Origin of the sequence: Sulfuricurvum sp. (assembly GCF_041651515.1) — a bacterium.
Classification (GTDB): Bacteria; Campylobacterota; Campylobacteria; order Campylobacterales; family Sulfurimonadaceae; genus Sulfuricurvum.
In genome coordinates, this window is sequence record NZ_JBAZJF010000001.1 from 71863 (window position 1) to 87055 (window position 15193).

General features: G+C 42.4%; 13 protein-coding genes. 4 read left to right on the forward strand and 9 right to left on the reverse strand.

What is annotated here, in order from left to right:
* The first annotated feature begins 10 nt into the window (after positions 1–10).
* Both WC407_RS00400 and WC407_RS00405 read left to right on the forward strand, forming a co-directional pair.
* The gene (locus WC407_RS00400) at positions 11–2959 is read left to right on the forward strand and encodes a chemotaxis protein CheB (RefSeq protein ID WP_373019885.1); all 2949 of its coding nucleotides are present in this window, start codon (positions 11–13) and stop codon (positions 2957–2959) included.
* Positions 2956–4827, forward strand: coding sequence for a putative bifunctional diguanylate cyclase/phosphodiesterase (locus tag WC407_RS00405; protein ID WP_373019889.1), 1872 nt, complete (start codon positions 2956–2958; stop codon positions 4825–4827). The genes WC407_RS00400 and WC407_RS00405 overlap by 4 nt, the downstream gene beginning before the upstream one ends.
* A gap of 6 nt (positions 4828–4833) precedes the next feature.
* Here the strand turns inward: WC407_RS00405 and WC407_RS00410 are convergent, their stop codons facing one another.
* Both WC407_RS00410 and WC407_RS00415 read right to left on the reverse strand, forming a co-directional pair.
* Complete coding sequence (locus WC407_RS00410; RefSeq protein WP_373019891.1) at positions 4834–5409, reverse strand: outer membrane beta-barrel protein; 576 nt, start codon at positions 5407–5409, stop codon at positions 4834–4836.
* Between the two features lie 83 nt (positions 5410–5492).
* Positions 5493–6803 (reverse strand): sensor histidine kinase, encoded by a 1311-nt coding sequence (locus WC407_RS00415; RefSeq protein ID WP_373019893.1) that lies wholly within the window; start codon positions 6801–6803, stop codon positions 5493–5495.
* Between the two features lie 182 nt (positions 6804–6985).
* Here WC407_RS00415 and WC407_RS00420 point away from each other — a divergent pair, with 182 nt between their 5' ends.
* Complete coding sequence (locus WC407_RS00420; protein WP_373019897.1) at positions 6986–8164, forward strand: HD domain-containing phosphohydrolase; 1179 nt, start codon at positions 6986–6988, stop codon at positions 8162–8164.
* Position 8165: 1 nt separating this feature from the next.
* Complete coding sequence (locus tag WC407_RS00425; RefSeq protein WP_373019899.1) at positions 8166–11897, forward strand: response regulator; 3732 nt, start codon at positions 8166–8168, stop codon at positions 11895–11897.
* 44 nt (positions 11898–11941) lie between these two features.
* Here the strand turns inward: WC407_RS00425 and WC407_RS00430 are convergent, their stop codons facing one another.
* The 7 genes from WC407_RS00430 to WC407_RS00460 form a co-directional block, all read right to left on the reverse strand.
* The gene (locus WC407_RS00430; protein ID WP_373019901.1) at positions 11942–12484 is read right to left on the reverse strand and encodes an outer membrane protein; all 543 of its coding nucleotides are present in this window, start codon (positions 12482–12484) and stop codon (positions 11942–11944) included.
* A gap of 16 nt (positions 12485–12500) precedes the next feature.
* Positions 12501–13217: a BON domain-containing protein gene (locus WC407_RS00435; protein ID WP_373019903.1), complete on the reverse strand. Its 717-nt coding sequence runs from the start codon at positions 13215–13217 to the stop codon at positions 12501–12503.
* A gap of 23 nt (positions 13218–13240) precedes the next feature.
* Entirely contained in the window at positions 13241–13507 is a 267-nt protein-coding gene (locus WC407_RS00440) for a hypothetical protein (RefSeq protein WP_373019905.1), read from the reverse strand.
* 137 nt (positions 13508–13644) lie between these two features.
* A complete protein-coding gene (locus tag WC407_RS00445) occupies positions 13645–13935 on the reverse strand; it encodes a hypothetical protein (RefSeq protein WP_373019909.1) in 291 nt (96 codons plus the stop codon).
* 41 nt (positions 13936–13976) lie between these two features.
* A complete protein-coding gene (locus WC407_RS00450; protein WP_373019911.1) occupies positions 13977–14180 on the reverse strand; it encodes a hypothetical protein in 204 nt (67 codons plus the stop codon).
* A gap of 77 nt (positions 14181–14257) precedes the next feature.
* Entirely contained in the window at positions 14258–14467 is a 210-nt protein-coding gene (locus WC407_RS00455; protein ID WP_373019913.1) for a lmo0937 family membrane protein, read from the reverse strand.
* Between the two features lie 281 nt (positions 14468–14748).
* Positions 14749–15114: a hypothetical protein gene (locus tag WC407_RS00460; protein WP_373019915.1), complete on the reverse strand. Its 366-nt coding sequence runs from the start codon at positions 15112–15114 to the stop codon at positions 14749–14751.
* Positions 15115–15193 lie beyond the last annotated feature (79 nt).

Consider the following 15193-nt stretch of genomic DNA (forward strand, 5'->3'; position numbering starts at 1 on the left):
GATACGATCCATGGCCACAAAAAAAATATCCAAAACAAAAAAGAATCTTCTACCTACAATCGTTGCAATCGGTGCTTCGGCAGGCGGTCTAGCAGCCTTTGAAGCATTTTTTTCCAGCATGCGCAGCGATGTTGCAACGGATATCGCGTTTGTACTCATACAACACCTCTCTCCCGATCATAAAAGTCTCCTAACCGATATTATCCGACACTATACTCAAATGGAAGTCTTTGAAGTCGAAGACGGAATGCGAGTGGTAGCGAATTGTGTGTATGTTATCCCTCCCAACCGTGAAATGGCGATACATGGGGGATACTTACAATTATTTGAGCCTTCTGCACCACACGGACAACGACTTCCAATTGATTTTTTCTTTCAATCTTTGGCGCAAGATCAGCATGAACGATCTATTGCTATCGTCCTCTCCGGCACCGGAAGTGATGGTACTAAAGGGATAGCTGCCATTAAAAGTGAGGGGGGAATTGTTCTAGCACAAGAGCTTGATTCTGCCGAATACGATGGAATGCCTCACAGTGCGATTGAAACCGGATTGGTTGATTATATTCTCACACCCGATCAGATGCCGAATAAAATAATCGCTTCTCTCAACCCTTCCGCAAAAAAGCCTCACACCGTTGTATCCGATGGAGAATCTAAAGACAAAAATAGCCTTACCAAAATATTTATCCTCTTGCGTGATCGAACCGGACATGACTTTTCACAATACAAACCCAGCACCATGCACCGACGTATTGAACGGCGTATGGCTGTTCAACGAATCGAAAAAATCGACGAATATGTCAAGTTTTTGCAGCAAACTCCCGAGGAAGTCGATGCCTTGTTTAACGATCTCCTCATCGGTGTAACCAATTTTTTCCGTGATCCGGAAGCCTTTATCTATCTAAAAGAAGTTGTTTTCCCGAAAATGTTAGCCCTCAAACCCGCAGGGTCAACCATCCGCATCTGGACGACAGGATGCTCCACCGGCGAAGAGGCCTATTCCATTGCCATTCTCCTAAAAGAGTGTATGGAAGCAATGAAGCAAAATTATGCCGTACAACTTTTTGCTACCGACATTGATGCCAAGGCAATAGCCATCGCACGCTCCGGCCTTTATCCCTCGGATATTACCAGTAATAATGTCTCACCGGAGAGATTATCACGCTTTTTTACCCCTCAAAGTGACGGAAGCGGCTATCGTATTCACAAAAGCATCCGAGATATGCTCGTTTTTTCAGAGCAAAATATCATCAAAGACCCCCCTTTTTCAAAACTCGATCTCTTAAGCTGTCGCAATCTTATGATTTACATGAGCTCCGAGCTGCAAAAGAGACTTATCCCCCTCTTCCACTATGCCCTCAATCCTGATGGAATCCTTTTTCTCGGTTCCTCTGAGAGTATCGGAGAATATGGCGATCTCTTTAGCACATTGGATCAATCCTCGAAAATCTACCAACGAAAAGAAGATATCCATATTGGAACGTACAGCAGCGTAGCGAAAAGATTTTTTCCCGCCACAATTACTACGAAGAGTGTTTTGCCCCATGTAGTTGAAAAAAACACCCCTTCCCCAAAAATACCGCTTAGAGAGCTGACGGAACAAGCCCTTTTGCAACAAAGCGCTCTCACCGGCGTACTTGTGAATGCTCAAGGTGATATCCTCTATCTTCACGGACGAAGCGGAATGTATTTGGAACTCCCTTCCGGTGAATCCAATGTCAACAATATTTTGAAAATGGCGCGTGAGGGGCTGCGACGCGACTTGTCTTCGGCGTTGCACAAAGCTACTCTTGGCAAACAAATCGTACAAAGAGAAGGGCTTAGCGTCACCGTCAATGAGCGTGTCATCCCAATCAATATAACGATCAGACCCTTAGCCTTAACGTCTGAAGAACCTCTGTATCTCGTTATAATCGAAGAGCATCCCTCCGTTACCACAGATGACACATTAACGTGCTCGCTCAATTCTCTACCGGACACCGATGAGCGTATCAAAGAACTGAAACATGAGCTTCATACCCAAGAAGAGTTTCTTAATGCGGCCAATTCTAAATTGGAAATCTCCAATGAAGAACTTAAATCGTTTAATGAAGAGATGCAGTCACTGAATGAAGAGTTGCAATCCACCAATGAAGAGCTCGAAACCTCCAAAGAAGAGCTTCAATCGGTTAATGAAGAGCTCTCCACCGTCAACGCCGAATTACAAACAAAAGTGGCCGATTTATCTCGTTCTAACAACGATATGAATAACCTTCTAGCCGGTACAGGTATCGGAACGGTATTCGTCGATCATAACCTCTGCATTCTCCGCTTCACCCCGGCCATCACCCAAATTATCCATCTGATCCTCAGTGATTTGGGACGTCCGGTGGGACATATTGCCTCAAACCTTATAGGGTATGACCGTCTGATTGCTGATACGCAGTCGGTATTAGATACCTTGGTGCCCAAAGAAGTAGAAGTACAAACGGTCGAAAAAATGTGGTATACGCTGCGGATTCAGCCTTATCGCACTCTCGATAATGTGATCGAAGGGGCTGTAATATCTTTTGTAAATATCACCGAAACGGTACAGATGCGCGAAGCTCTTCGCCATGCCAATGAACTCTCACGCTTATCTGTGGTCGTTCGAGATGCACACGATGCCATCACGGTACAAGATCTTGATGGGCATATTCTGGCATGGAATAAAGGTGCGGTACGGATGTATGGCTGGAGCGAAGATGAAGCTTTACGTATGAATGTCAATGATCGTATTCCTCAGCCTCAACGGAAAAATGCATTGGCTAAACTGCATGATCTGAGCCAAGATGAAATCTTGCAACCCTATCGAACCGAACGAATCACTAAAAAAGGGACCATTGTAGAGGTTTGGATGACCTCCACGGCTCTGATGGACGAAAAGGGGAAAATGTATGCCATTGCAACCACCGAACGAGCCAGAGAACCCAAACCGTGAAAAATACGTTGCGCCAGCGTGCCGAAGAGATTGCAACAAAAAATGAAGAACAACTGCAACCCTTGATTGCGCCGTCCACGGATGAAACGCGACAGATAATCCATGAACTGCACGTCCATCAGATAGAGCTGGAGATGCAAAACGACGAGCTTCGGCAAATCGAGAAGGATATTGAGCGGGAACGGCGACGATATTTTGATCTTTATAACCTTGCTCCCATCGGCTATTGTACCCTTGATAAAGAGGGTATGATCTTGGAAGCGAATCTAAGTGCCGCAACGCTGCTTGGGATAAGTCGAAGTCACCTACTCCATAAGCCGATCACCCGTTTTATTTTCGCTGACGATCAAGATACCTATTATCTCTACCGAAAACACTTCCCCACCTCCAAAAAGTCTCCCTCCTGTGAAATAAGAATGGTGCGAAAAAACAAACCTCCGCTGTGGGTCTATCTGAGTGCCAGACATGTAGAGGGGATGGATGGTGTCACCTTGTTTCACATTGCGCTGAATGATATCAGCAATCAAAAAGAGTATGCAAAGAAGTTAGAACAGATCGCCCATTATGATGCTCTTACTGCTCTCCCCAACCGAATATTGCTTGCCGATCGTCTTCAGCAAGGGATGATCCAAGCACAACGTCACATGGAACCCTTAGCCGTCATTTATCTCGATTTGGACGGGTTCAAAGAGGTCAACGATACCCACGGACATAAAGTCGGAGATCAGTTACTAATCGCTTTGGCTAGTGCTATGAAACAAGTATTACGCGATGGGGACACCCTTTCTCGAATAGGGGGAGATGAATTTGTTGCTGTGCTTCCCGATCTTGCCGATATTGAGGCCAGTGTAGCGATGATTGAACGGTTACTTGCTACTGTCGCTAAAAAGATAATTATAGACAATATCGCACTTCAGGTATCGGCAAGTCTGGGGGTGACTTTCTTTCCGCAATCGGAAGAGGTAGATGCCGATCAACTGTTGCGACAGGCGGATCAGGCTATGTATCAAGCAAAATTGGCGGGAAAAAACCGTTACCACGTTTTTGACATACAGCAAAATATTATCATTCGAGAACGTTATGAAGGGATCAAGAGTATACATGATGCGATTGATGCTTCGCAATTTATCCTCTATTACCAACCTAAAGTAAATATGCGCACTGGAGCTATTATCGGAGCAGAAGCCCTGATCCGATGGAAGCACCCCCAATCCGGTTTTTTAGAACCGGCACTCTTTCTCCCTTTGATCGAGGATAAGAGCGTTGTTGTTGCATTGGGGGAATGGGTTATTGAAACCGCTTTAATGCAGATCGAAGAGTGGCAAACCTGCGATATCAACATACCGATAAGTGTCAATATCAACGCACACCATTTACACGAAGAGCATTTTGTAGATCGCCTGATACTCATCCTCTCAAAACATCCTAACATTGACCCCGCGTATTTAGAACTGGAAATTCTCGAATCGGATAAGCTTAAAGACATTCTAAGAACAACGGAGATTATCAAAGCTTGTAAAGAGATAGGGATAACCTTTTCACTCGATGATTTTGGAACCGGTTATTCATCCCTCACTTACTTACTCAATCTCCCAATTACTATGCTTAAAATTGATCAAAGCTTTGTAGGTGATATGTTGAAGAAGAGAGCTAATTTGACTATATTAGAAGCTATTATTGGTCTAGGAAATGCATTTAATCTCCGAATTATCGCTGAGGGGGTAGAAACCCTCGAACATGGGAAAATGCTCTTAAGTATGGGGTGTGAATTTGCACAAGGATATGCTATCGCACCACCCATGCCAGCGGATGAGTTTCCCCTGTGGTCCGCAGCATGGCATCCGGACCCCATATGGGTTACTCTTTGAGAGAAGTTATTTAGAAATAGGTTGAGACATCGTATCTTCAGAAGCAAACAATGGTGCAGACGCTTTTGCCGTGTCACCGAATGCAAAATCCAATCCGACCATCAGCATTAAATTATCATCCGTCGTCAAATGGTTGAATTTTAGCATCTCAATCGCTTCAAGTTTAAGTGCAATTTGATCGTATAGAGCAATCTTAATCCCGACCCCTGCATCTACGAACGGTCCATTATGATTGTCATACTGGGTATTATTCATGACCTCGGCACCAAGACCTAGTTTAACAAACGGAGTAACCGGCGTATTCATTTTAAATGTATATACGCCGTTAAACGCCAAACGAAAAATATTGGTATTCCCGATACTGTTTTTATAATCGGCATTACTCATTAATAAAGTTACTTCCGGTTTAATCGGTGCGTCATACCCGTTGTAGAGCATTTCGGCTCCGTACACACCGTGACTTTTAATCTCTTGTGCACCGTTGGGGAATGCAACTCCTACCGTAGGGGTAATTTCATAATTGTAGTCATTTGCACTAACGATGGTTGCGGCAAGTAATGCCGATAATACTAACTTTTTCATAATGCACACTCCTTAAGATAATGGTAAATCATAAACAGTATTACACCAATATGATTAATTTATGTACATAATTAAAAACTAGATTATAAAGTATGATTTAATGTTATAACAAAACAAGCACCTGAAGGGTTGTTGTACCACGTGAGGGTTCCTGCAAAATATTTTTCGATTATCGTTTGAGAGATATAAAGCCCCAAGCCTGTGCCGACTACCCCTTTGGTCGTGAAATAAGGCTGGCCGATTTTATCCAGTATCGTTTCAGGTATCCCTCCCCCATTATCGCAGAGAGTAATAACGGTGGTATCGTGTAGATCATTAATCGTGATCATAATGGCAGCCGGCTTAACATCATTGGCTTCAATCGCGTATTTTGAATTATTTAAAATATTCATGAAAACCTGTACCAATGAGTTTTTATGAATCAAAAAATCGGTTTTGCTGTTGTTCTGGATATGAACAGCTATGCTTCTGTTGTCAAAACATTGACCGATTATTTTTAATGCATTGTTGAGTGCATCTACAATCTTTATCTCCTCTTTGGGCTGATCCGGTGTAAAAAAGTTTCTAAAATCATCAATAGTTTTGGACATAAACTGCAATATTCCATCCAACTTTTCATGGGAGCTGTATATGCTCTCATCATCCAACTTGCCCAATCGCATTTTGATGTAAATATCTTGATTGATCAGGGCTATAGTGTTTAGAGGCTGTCGCCATTGATGCCCTATCATCGATATCAATTCCCCCATAGAGGCTTTTTGTGATTGGGCAATCATGATTTTTTCATTAACTTTTAAAGCCTCTCTCATCTGTACATATTGTGTAATATCACTGATAATAAGATGATATTCGGAGATATTTGTAGCTTGCCCATCGGTCGCTTCCAGATGAGCCCAGAATTTAACCCCTCCATTGCGTATCATCCGTAACTCACACGAGTGCGATTTATCGGAGTGATCAAACTGTTTATGGTACAGATAATAGATGTCTTGATCTTCGGCGAGGATAAAACGGGTGATCGGCTCTTTTATCAGCCGACTTTGTGTTACTCCCAACAATTTTGCTGCCGTGTGATTGGCTTGAAGAATCAGCCCTTGTTTGCTAAGGGTACAATAGCCTACTGGTGCCATATTGTAGAGTTCCCTATAGCGATCCCGCTCAGCATGAAGTTCCACTTGGGTTCGCCGTAACTCTTCGTTTTGCATCTCAAATTCGATCTGATAGACTTGCAGTTCGTGAAAAATCCGCTGCATCTCTTCGGGTGATAATGCAGTAAAATTCTGAGGTGCAAGAGCGGAGAGTCGCTTGGCAACCTCTTCGGCTTGATGTCGAAGAATCTTACTGTAACTCCCCTCTTCCGTCTTGATTTCACTCTTAGTATGCTTCTGTGCCATTTTGTTCCTTTTCAAAATAAAACATCTACTTAATACCTATTATAAAGCTTTTACTAACATTATTACACTGTTTTTTTATTTATTTGTTTTTCCAAGTACCCACTAAGGCAACAAGATTACAATACATACAAAATTTAACATTTGTTAATTATATATGATGTTATTTTGTCAGGGAGAGCATAATGATACCCATACCAATAACTGATTCCATACGGCGTTCTACTATTTTAGTCGTTGATGACACTCCGGATAATTTAACCCTCATGTCGGCTCTTTTAAAAGATATTTACAAGATTAAAGTCGCTAATAGTGGTGAAAAAGCCCTTAATTATCTCCAAGACGGTATCCACCCCGACCTAATATTATTAGACATTATGATGGCTGGTCTGTCGGGATACGATGTCATTCGTGAACTCAAATCCAATCCAAAAACACGTGATATTCCGGTCATTTTTTTAACTGCCATGAGTGCACCGGAAGACGAAAAAAAAGGGCTTGAACTGGGCGCGGTCGATTACATTACCAAGCCGATATCCCCTGCCATTGTCCTTGCACGGGTAAAAACACAACTTCAAGTTAAGGCCGTTGCCGATTTTCTACACGATAAGACGCTCTTTCTTGAAACCGAAGTTGCTAAACGTACCCGTGACATATCCGCTATACAGGATGTGACCATTTTAGCGATGGCCTCTCTAGCCGAGACGCGTGATTTAGAGACAGGCAACCATATCAGGCGTACACAGCATTATGTAAAAGCGCTCGCCGAAAAGCTCAAAACGCACCCACGTTTCGGCTACTTTCTCTCCGAAGCAATGATCGATACCCTCTTCAAATCCGCCCCTCTGCATGATATCGGCAAAGTGGGAATTCCCGATCGGATACTGCTTAAACCGGGCAAGCTTACCCCCGATGAGTTTGAGATTATGAAAACCCATACCACTCTGGGTAAAGATGCCATTGAACACTCGGAAAAACAACTCGGTATGGAGGTGGAATTTCTCCGTATCGCGAAAGAAATCGCCCATTATCATCAAGAAAAATTTGACGGGAGCGGCTATCCAACCGGTATATCGGGTGAGGCGATTCCCATCTCGGCACGACTGATGGCGCTTGCCGATGTCTATGATGCTCTCATAAGCCGTCGTGTCTACAAAGAACCGATGCCGCATGAGACTGCAGTAAAAATTATTATCGAGGGTAGAGGGCGTCATTTTGATCCTGATATCGTGGATGCATTTTTAGAGCTACAAGAAGAATTCCAAGCCATTGCAGCGCATTTTATGGACAGCGCAGCAGATATCAATGCCAAGACGCAACAATTGGGTCTTCCGCACAATGAACTAACCCCTCAAGGAAAATAAGATGAACACAATAATCGATCATTTAGAAAAACTGCAGTTAAGTACTAAGTTACTGCTGGGAATGGGGGCAGGTGTCCTTATCGCTCTTATTATAGGACTGCAAAGTATCGTTGCCTTACGGACACTCAGCAATACTCAAAAACAAAACTATGAAATGCATTTATTGGGTCTTTTTCATATCCAAAAAGCCGAAGTCGATTTAGCGATTATGGGTCGCAATCTGCGCCAGATGGCAATGGAATCGGATATTGCGGAGCGATTAGAGGCTAAAAAGTCTATGGTTGATATTGAAACAACATTAAGAGATGAAGTGGTCCAAAGCCGTTCTAAGCTCATTAGTACTGCGGCAAAAAATAAATTAATTGAATTTGACCAAATTTTCACCCTTTATTCACTGAATGTAGCGCATGCAATCAATTTACTTGATCACAATAACCCTACCAGTAACCGTGAAGGTATCGCTTTTATTCTTGATCCCGATTTTTCACATGTTCGAGCGGCTGCAGATATAGCCTTGTCAGAGCTTGTCACCATTAAACTGCACGATGCCAAAATTTCGATGGATAAAAGTGCCGAACTCTCAAAAGAGACCCAATATATTTTCATTTGGCTATTAACCCTCGGATTAATACTGAGCATAATATTGGGCTTTTTGGTAGCCGCCTCTATCCGTCGCCCTTTGAGCAAACTGGGTGAAACAATAGAGGATTTAGCGGAAGGTCGCCTTAGTGTATCGATACCCTTTACGAATTACGATAATGAAATCGGCAAGATGGCAAATTCGGTGTTGATTTTACAAAATGGGGCTCAAATTTTGGAAAGGGAGTACTGGATAAAAGAGAAGCTCTCAGAAATTACCCTCTCGGTTCAAGCCGCCAAGTCGTTTGAAGAGTTTGCCGATACTTTCTCTACTCAGCTCTCATCCATCATGGGACTTGTTTATTGTGCACTCTACAGAGCGGATGAATCTCAATCCTCCCTGGAGCGTATCGGAGGATACGGCTTCGACGATGCGATACACCCCCACACGTTTACACGAGGTCAAGGATTGGTAGCCCAAGCGATGCAAGATAGAGGGAGTATCTCCGTATCCCTATCCGAAGAAAAACCATTTGTAGTGACAACAGGATTGGGACAATTACAGGTGCGCTCCATGGTGATATCGTCCATTATGGATCGTGAGCATGTATTGGCGGTATTGGAAATCGGTTCGCTGACCCCCTTTGAGGATCTTCAACTAAAATTTTACGAAACGATGCTAAGGGTCATCGCAGAAAAGTTTCAGATTCTCATCGGTAATGTGGCTGTACGTACCTTGCTTGATCAGACACAGGCGCAGGCACTGGCATTGGCGGCATCAGAACATCAACTGCAAGCACGCAGGGATGAGCTGGAAAAAATAAATGATAAACTGAGCGATCAAGCCAGCCAGCTCGAAGAACAAACCGAAGAGCTAAAATCGCAAAAAGAATTTTTAATACAACAGAGGGATGAACTTGAAGTTGCCAAGATGTTGGCCGAAGAAGCAACCAAAGCCAAAAGTAACTTTCTTGCCAATATGAGCCATGAAATTCGCACCCCCATGAACGCGATTATAGGAATGTCCCATCTAGCACTTCAAACCGATCTCAATCCAAAACAGCGAAATTACATCACCAAAGTCGATTCTTCCGCCAAAAATCTTCTCGGAATCATCAACGATATTCTCGATTTTTCAAAAATTGAGGCGGGTAAAATAGAGTTTGAACACATCGATTTTTACCTCGAAGATGTCATGGATACCCTTGCCGATCTTTCCGTCGTCAAGGCACAGGAAAAAGGGCTAGAACTTCTATTTGACTTAGGTACCGATCTTCCTACCGCACTCATAGGCGATCCGTTTCGATTAGGACAAGTGCTTATCAATCTGGTTAATAACGCCATAAAATTTACCTCAAAAGGGGAAATAACCGTCGGCGTGCATAAAGTTTCCGATGAAGGAGAGGGTGTACGGATACAATTTGATATTACCGATACGGGAATCGGTCTCTCCCCGGAGCAAAGTAACAATCTTTTTAAAGCATTCACTCAAGCCGACGCATCCACAACTCGAAAATACGGCGGTACAGGATTGGGGCTAACCATCAGCAAACGTCTGATTGAGATTATGGAGGGTGAAATTGCAGTGAAAAGTGATCAAGGCAAAGGGAGCACCTTTTACTTTACCGCAAAATTCGGTGTACAGCAAGAACAGCGTAAACTCAGTCTCAATGCCAAAGATATCGAGGGATTACGTATATTAACGGTCGATGATAATGCAAATGCAAGAGAAATCGTACAAAATATTCTAGAATCCTTCAAATTTGAACCTACCTCCGTCAGCAGCGGAGAAGAAGCAATCTCAGAACTCGAACATGCGCAACTTCAGGGCAAACCCTACGGACTGGTATTAATGGACTGGATGATGCCGGGGCTAAACGGTATAGAGACTATCCAACGGATACGCAATGATGCCAAGCTCTCTCACACCCCTGCCTTTATTATGGTTACGGCTTTTAGTCGGGATGATCTGCTCCAAAGTGCCAATGGTGTCCAAATAGACGGTTTACTGGTTAAGCCGGTAAGCCCCTCTACCCTACTCGACGCCATTCTAAATGCTCTAGGAAAAGAGGCATTTCAAAGAACGCGTAAACACGAAAAAGAGGCCAGCGCCCAAGAGGCCATCCGATCTCTTCAAGGTTCATATCTCTTATTAGTCGAAGATAATGAGGTAAATATGGAATTGGCTTTAGAGCTTCTCCAAGAGGCGGGAATGCGTGTTGATGTCGCCATTAACGGTGCCGAAGCTCTGGTAAAAGTGGAGCATACGGCATATGACGGTGTCCTTATGGATTGTCAGATGCCGGTAATGGACGGATTTGAAGCGACACGGCACATTCGTCAAAATCCCCGATTTGCCGATCTTCCAATATTGGCCATGACTGCCAATGCGATGGCGGGTGACAAAGAAAAATGCCTCGAATGGGGAATGAATGATCACATCCCCAAACCGATCGATGTAACACAACTTTTTCTTACTATGGCACGCTGGATCAAACCGGCACATCCTGAATCAACGGTTATATCCCCTATAAATGAAGAAGAGACTCTCCCTGATATTCCGGAACTTGAAATTAATAATTCACTCATACGGGTGGGTGGAAATATGAAACTTCTTCGCAAACTCATAAGCCGCTTCAGTGAAACCCAATCGGATGTAGTCTTGCGTATCAAGAAAGCGCTGGATGCGAATGACACCGAAACGGCAAAGCGTGAAGCACACACCTTAAAAGGGCTTTCTGGGACCATAGGAGCCACCTTAATGGCCGATCGTTCTGCAACCGTGGAAGCTATCTTGCAAGGTGGTACAACCGAGGGGCTTGATGACGCTCTTAGTAATTTAGAAACTGCCCTGCTCAGCCTTTTGGAACGAATTGTTTCGGTATTCGGTGATCCGTCTACGATAAATGATACACCTAAAAATGGCCCTACTATCGCGCGCAAAAAAAGAGACATGGAAGCCCTACTCCGTAAATTCAATGCACAACTGATTGATTTAGATTCCGAAGCAAGCAGTACACTTGAAGAGATGATTGAGGAATTAGGGGGACTTGAGGAGATGAAAAAAATTAAAAAGTTGGTAGAAGAGTTTGAATTTGATGACGCACGAAAAGAGTTGTCACAGCTGGCTCATGCATTAGGTATTATCCTCTAAAGCTTTCCCGCATATGCTGCGGAAAAGTTAAAAGATACCGAGGATTAAAAACGAAAGTTAGCGCCGATGTACCATACTTTTAGGGTATCAGCATCGACCTTAACACCTAAAACGGTGTCACTTCCGGTTTCAATAAGGTAGCGATAGCCACCCTCTACTTCAATATTATTAACAATACGGACTATTGCCCCGGCTTGTCCGCCGTAATGCAGACCGCTTAAGTCGAGTTTGACTCCGGCAGTTTCTTGCTCATATCGAGTATATCCGACAACAGGTCCGGCATACAAAAAGAACACATTATCCACTATCGGTAACATAAAATCAAATGCAAGGGATGCCGAATCACTGTGTTTGACAGAATTTTGAGGTTTGATATACGAGTACGACAGTGAAACCCTTCCGTTGGTTCCGATATATTGACCCAAAGTTGCCGTATACTGAGCATCGTCAGACTTTGATTCATACCCCACCAAAGGAACATTGCTTTTTAATTCAGCGTTCCCGACACTCGCTCCGATAAAGGCAACATTGTCAGCACCCATAAGCGCGCCGCCAGCAAGCAATGTTGCTAATAAAATCTTTTTCATCATTACTCCTTAAGAGTTATTCGACCGTCATTTTATTGACGACATTATTCACGCCTTTCACATCCTCAGTCAGCTTCGTAACTAACTCTTTTTCAGAATCGTTTCGTGCTTTACCGCTGAGTGTGACGACACCATTGTTGGTGGTAACACCGGTTCGCAATACACCCGTAGATTTGTGCATCATCAATGTCATCTTCACCTGTGCGGTAATAGAAGCATCATCAATTTTTTCACCTATCGTATCGTTTGCTTTTGCCAGAGTCATTTCATTATTGACCCCTTTTACCCCCTCAACGTCTTTAGCGTATTCGGTGGTAAGCTCTTTTTGAGCTTGGTTAATCGCTTTACCTTTCAAGGTTACAATCCCATTTTTAACCGTAACATCGGTGTTACTGGCATTAACATTCGTATGAAACACCAATTCCGTTTGTACTTTCATTTTCAACCAGGTATCCGTCTTCTCATTTTTTATAATGATCATATTAGTGACACTTTTGACTCCAGGCAATGCTTCGACTGTATCTTGTGCCATCGGTTTATGTGTCTCATCCAACACATCTCCGGACAAAGTAACAACTCCGTCCTTTGAACTGATTTGGATATGTTCATCTTGCAGATAGGTTTTATAAACATAACTTTTTTTAAATGAAGCCTCGATACGGTCGTCCGTGTCCGAAGCAAAAAGTGGAATGCTAACAGCGATCAAAGTTGCTGCGGCTATAGCCGCAGTCATTGTATTACTTCGCTTAAAGGACTTCATTTTTTTGCGTTTTGTGAATTTTGTGAATTTGGTACATTTTTTTGAGAGTGTACATCACTCACAGTTTTTGCTGCATGTTCACCTTGCTCATGTTTTTCACTATTAGAATGTTGTACCTTTTTTGCTTCTTCTGCATTATCATGAGATTTATGCATGTTATTTTCTACTTTTGGTGCATTGATTTTGTCATCAACGTGGTGTGCAGATTCTACTTTTTTATCTTGAGTATGTGAGTTCATAATATTTCCTTTTGGTGTTGTCATATTACCAGCATGTGCTATGCATTCTATTCGATCTCTTATATCACGTTCGATCCAATGCCTTCATGACATTGTATGCATAGGACTTATAACTGATATCGAACACTTCGTTACCGATAGGTTCTAAAGATGCCTAAGATTTATTTTTTGAATTTGGTGGCAGCATCATGCATGGCGGTGCTTAAGGTACTCCACGTACTCTCCACACCAGCTTTTAGGTGTTCCCATGCATCTTCACCCGCTTCATCCAGCTCTTGTAATTTAGCTTTGGTGGTAAGCACCATGTTTTCAAGTTCATCCGCATGCTCATTGTATTTAAGACGAACATCCGCTGCAGAATTTTTCGCTTCCGCTTTGAATTCAGCCAATTTAGCTTGTGCCAATCCCAACTCTGCCGCAATTTTTTGTTTGTAAGCCTCTTTAGTAGTCATGCTAGTCCCTTTTATGTTATGTAATTACGAATACAACCCCATCAAAGTAGTATTAAACTACCTAATGCGATTGCCACTATTCCAACCAAAACCGGAGTATCAAATCTCTCTTTTGTATCCATTGAAAAATCAATGGGTCCCATCTTAGTCTCTCGTATCTGATTGGTATAACTAAAACTGCCAAAGGCTAATCCAAGCACACTGCTCAATATCAATAGCATCGGCATAATTTTGCGTAAAGTCATGATGACTCCTTGAATAAAAAAAGTTCCACAAGGTCAAGCTCGATAAGGAAGATTTTTTAAACTGTCACTTACGATTGTTACAATCGCCGCCCTTGAATAAAACGAACCAATATCATTACGATCGCAATGACTAACAGGATATGAATAAATCCACCCATGGTATACGAGGTGACGAAGCCAAGTATCCAAAGGATAATAAGTACTAATGCAATGGTTTCAATCATATCATTTCTTCTTTGCCTGAACGGCGTATCGTAAATTAGCAGACCAATGTCTAGCTCTAGCATTACGCGTCACTTCTTGACGTAACATTATTTCTAACATAAAATAATATTTATAATCATATTACACAAAAAATACTTCACACATTATTAATACTTATTAATACTTATAAACATTATATAGTATAAATATTCGGATTCTTTCCATAAACTTCTTGTATAATCTAACACTAGATATTCATTCCTCTATCGGAATTAATAAAATGCTAATACTTTAATATTGATTAATTTTAAAAAGAAGATATTGAGAGGAACATAGCGGTATGCTCTAGAGCATACCGCTATGCTTATTTATTGAGATCTAGTTTTTGATCAGGATACGCTTCAAGAAACTTCTGCTTACTTGCTTCCATAAGTTTCGTCCCCTCTGCTATATCTTTATTGCCTTGTTCAATCTCTTGTTTTCCGGTAGTGATGTCTTTCTCTCCGGATTTAACAAGATCTTCTCCATGTTTAACCAGTTTTACACCCGATTGATTGAGTGCTGAACCTTGATCCCACTCTTTTGCCATCTGTTTTTGGTCTACCCCTGTTGCTTTTTCCTCAGCGGCATGCATTCGCATAAAGTCACCGGTTGTTGGCGCTTTTGTAGCGCATCCTACGAGTGTTGTCATCATAATGACCGTAGCAGCTATGATTTTAAACTCATTCATTTTGTCTCCTAAGATTTAGTATTGTGATCTCTCACTTAAATTATTTTATCTGAATAAATAAATAATATACCACTTAAAT

Excerpts from the sequence above, each read along its gene's own strand:
- WC407_RS00415 (WP_373019893.1), bottom strand. The coding sequence starts at position 6,803 with ATGGCACAGAAGCATACTAAGAGTGAAATCAAGACGGAAGAGGGGAGT.
- WC407_RS00425 (WP_373019899.1), top strand. The coding sequence starts at position 8,166 with ATGAACACAATAATCGATCATTTAGAAAAACTGCAGTTAAGTACTAAG.
- WC407_RS00410 (WP_373019891.1), bottom strand. The coding sequence starts at position 5,409 with ATGAAAAAGTTAGTATTATCGGCATTACTTGCCGCAACCATCGTTAGT.
- WC407_RS00450 (WP_373019911.1), bottom strand. The coding sequence starts at position 14,180 with ATGACTTTACGCAAAATTATGCCGATGCTATTGATATTGAGCAGTGTG.
- WC407_RS00420 (WP_373019897.1), top strand. The coding sequence starts at position 6,986 with ATGATACCCATACCAATAACTGATTCCATACGGCGTTCTACTATTTTA.
- WC407_RS00435 (WP_373019903.1), bottom strand. The coding sequence starts at position 13,217 with ATGACTGCGGCTATAGCCGCAGCAACTTTGATCGCTGTTAGCATTCCA.
- WC407_RS00440 (WP_373019905.1), bottom strand. The coding sequence starts at position 13,507 with ATGACAACACCAAAAGGAAATATTATGAACTCACATACTCAAGATAAA.
- WC407_RS00430 (WP_373019901.1), bottom strand. The coding sequence starts at position 12,484 with ATGAAAAAGATTTTATTAGCAACATTGCTTGCTGGCGGCGCGCTTATG.
- WC407_RS00455 (WP_373019913.1), bottom strand. The coding sequence starts at position 14,467 with ATGCTAGAGCTAGACATTGGTCTGCTAATTTACGATACGCCGTTCAGG.
- WC407_RS00445 (WP_373019909.1), bottom strand. The coding sequence starts at position 13,935 with ATGACTACTAAAGAGGCTTACAAACAAAAAATTGCGGCAGAGTTGGGA.
- WC407_RS00460 (WP_373019915.1), bottom strand. The coding sequence starts at position 15,114 with ATGAATGAGTTTAAAATCATAGCTGCTACGGTCATTATGATGACAACA.
- WC407_RS00400 (WP_373019885.1), top strand. The coding sequence starts at position 11 with ATGGCCACAAAAAAAATATCCAAAACAAAAAAGAATCTTCTACCTACA.